The sequence below is a fragment of the Pedobacter sp. genome (assembly GCF_035566355.1).
Taxonomy (GTDB): domain Bacteria; phylum Bacteroidota; class Bacteroidia; order Sphingobacteriales; family Sphingobacteriaceae; genus Pedobacter.
Window position 1 is genome coordinate 1 of record NZ_DATMRL010000216.1, and the last position, 2,754, is coordinate 2,754.

3 protein-coding genes are annotated in these 2,754 nt (G+C 41.9%); all 3 read right to left on the minus strand.

What is annotated here, in order from left to right:
• Positions 1-689, minus strand: a 689-nt coding sequence (locus VNZ46_RS08275; protein WP_325559610.1) for a TolC family protein, incomplete at its 3' end; no start/stop codon positions are given.
• Between the two features lie 19 nt (positions 690-708).
• Positions 709-2,277 carry a DHA2 family efflux MFS transporter permease subunit gene (locus tag VNZ46_RS08280; protein WP_325559611.1) on the minus strand — a complete coding sequence of 523 codons (1,569 nt, stop codon included), beginning with the start codon at positions 2,275-2,277 and terminating at the stop codon, positions 709-711.
• Positions 2,261-2,754 (minus strand): HlyD family secretion protein (locus tag VNZ46_RS08285; protein ID WP_325559612.1); only part of this gene is annotated, 494 nt, incomplete at its 5' end. The genes VNZ46_RS08285 and VNZ46_RS08280, both read right to left, overlap by 17 nt.

Genomic DNA, 2,754 nt, shown 5'->3' on the forward strand with positions numbered 1-2,754 from the left:
GGTGCTTTATCCATCTTCATTCCGGTGGTATACTCCATCAGAATATATTGTTTTTCCAGGGAAGTCTGGAGGTCAATTTTTCGATTGTTTTCCTGGTCGATACTGGACTGGATAGAAAGTACATCGTATTTTAATGCATCTCCATTTTTGTACTTGACCTCGGTGTCTTTTTTATTTCGCTCCAGAAAATCGATCACACTGTTCTGGATTTGTATAGCTGCCTTTAAGTAAGCAATCTGAAAATAGATGTTAGACACTTGCGCTGCCATCTGGTTTTTATTATAATCCAAATTGTCTTTAGCGAGCATTAGACCTGCCTTGGCCCGATCTACACCGGCCTTTACCACTCCAAAATCCCAAAGGGTGTAGCTACCGTTTACAGAAGTCTTATAATTGTTTTTGGGCATGATCTGAAAGCTAAGAGACTGTGCTCCGGCTGGTATAGAGATTTCGGATACCGGATTAATGTAATTGTAAGTTCCTGTCGCCTGGATAGAGGGAAGGCCGGCAGCTTTAGCAAGCGTGATGCGCTGCTGTTCAACATCTATAGCCTGTCCAAGTTCTTTAAACTGTGGAAAATAATAGAAAGACTGGTTGATGAGAACAGATAGATCTCCGGCAGTTTGTTGTTGTGCACATACCGAGCTGCAACTGAAGGCGATAATGAATATATTAAATAAACGTTTCATAGTATTTTTGTAATGATAATTAATGTGCTGCTGCTGCTACTTTTGCCCTGGTCTCTGCATCCATGCTTTCATTCTTAAGCAACAACATAAAAGGAATAGTACACACAAAGAAGACAGCTATTAAAAGAAAACCATCCAGATAAGCTTGCATTTGTGCCTGGTTAGATAATGCATGGTCTAAAACACCGTAGGCACCTTGTTTTGCTGCGATGGGATTTACGCCTTTTGCAACCATTCCCTGGGTAATACCATTTAAACGTTCTGTGAGTAAAGGATTATTGTTCTGCAGATTAGAAACCAGATCGGAGCGGTGCGTAGCAAAACGATTGGTGGCATAGGTATTCATAATGGCAATCCCGAAGGCTCCTCCCAGCTGTCTGAACATGTTATTTAAGGAAATCCCATAAGGCATGTCCTGAGGTTTTAGACCTACAACGGCCTGACTTAAAAGAGGTACGGTTAAGCAGCCTGTTCCAACCCCCCTAAAAATTTGAGGCAAAGTGAACCACCACCTTCCTGATTCCGGTGTTGCAAGTGAAGAGGTATAACCATGAAGGATAAAAAGGATAAAACCAGCGATGACGAAGTAAATAGGCTTTATACCTTTGCCCAGACCAGCTCCTATAAAAGGCATAGCAAAAATGGAGACTAATGCGCCTGGAACCATTGAAAGTCCGGCTTCTGTTGGCGTATAGCCCATTACCCGCTGTACCATTACCGGAAAAAGATATACAGACCCGAAAAGGCCGAAGCCACAGACAAAGGTAAGCACATTGCTGCCAATCAGGTTTCTGTTTTTCATTACCCTCAGGTTAATTGCAGGTGTTTTGGTATGCAATTCCCACCAGATAAAAAAGCCAAGTCCAAGTATGGCGGCAAGTGTCAGGTATCTTATGGATTGCGCCTGGAACCAGTCATCAGACTGTCCCTTTTCAAGTATATATTGAAGTGCACCCACGCCAATAGTTAAAGAAAGTATACCTATATAGTCAATAGGGATGGCTTTCTTATTGATATTGTATTCGTCAGGCTTTTTGTCGATGAACTTCCAGGTCAGCAATGCTGCCGCTATACCAATTGGAATGTTGATGTCAAAAATCAGAGCCCAGTGATAATTATCTACAATATAGCCCCCCAGAATTGGACCAATGGTTGGGCCGATGACAATTCCCATTCCAAATATACCTCCTGCAATTCCTTTTTCCTCCGGTTTGAACTGATCAAAAAGGATACCCTGAGATACGGATAACAGCGCACCACCACCTATGCCTTGGACAAACCTCCAAAGGACCAGCATCCATAATGAAGTAGAACTGCCACACATATAAGAAGACAGAGTAAATATGACAATCGACGCCAGATAGTAGTTTTTTCTACCAAAGTACCGGCTTAAGAAGCCGGTTAGAGGAATAATGATCACATTGGCAATAGCATAGGCAGTTACGACCCAGGAAGCATCTTCCAGTGTAGCGCCCAGTGTTCCACTGATATTGTTCAAGGCAACATTGACAATAGAGGTGTCGATCAGTTCCATCATTGCAGCAGTAATGGTGGTGATGACAATAATGATTTTAATGTATTTTGACATCTGCTTCTACACTAAGTCCTGCTTTTAAAATTCCGGTAAAAGTTTCCGGCCGATCAATCTCGATAGTTACGGGAACTCTTTGAGTTACCTTTACAAAGTTTCCTGTAGAATTATCTGGTGGAAGCAGGGAGAATTTCGCACCAGTAGCATCACTGAAGCCAGATATTTTGCCGGAGATTTTATGATCAGGATAACCGTCTACCTTAATGTCTACGGATTGTCCAACTTTCATATGCTCTATCTGTGTTTCTTTAAAGTTGGCTACAATCCAGTATTTGTCATTACTGATTAAACTGAACAAGGGTTGACCACCTTGTACGTATTGTCCCTTTTTTAAATTTGTTTTACCCACTTTTCCGCTTGCTGGTGCAATAATCCTGGTATAAGAAAGATTAAGCTTGGCTTTTGCCAGCGCAGTTTCTTTAGCTGCAACGCTTGCTTTAGCTTTTTCAATCTGAGCTTGCGCAGTACTGGTTT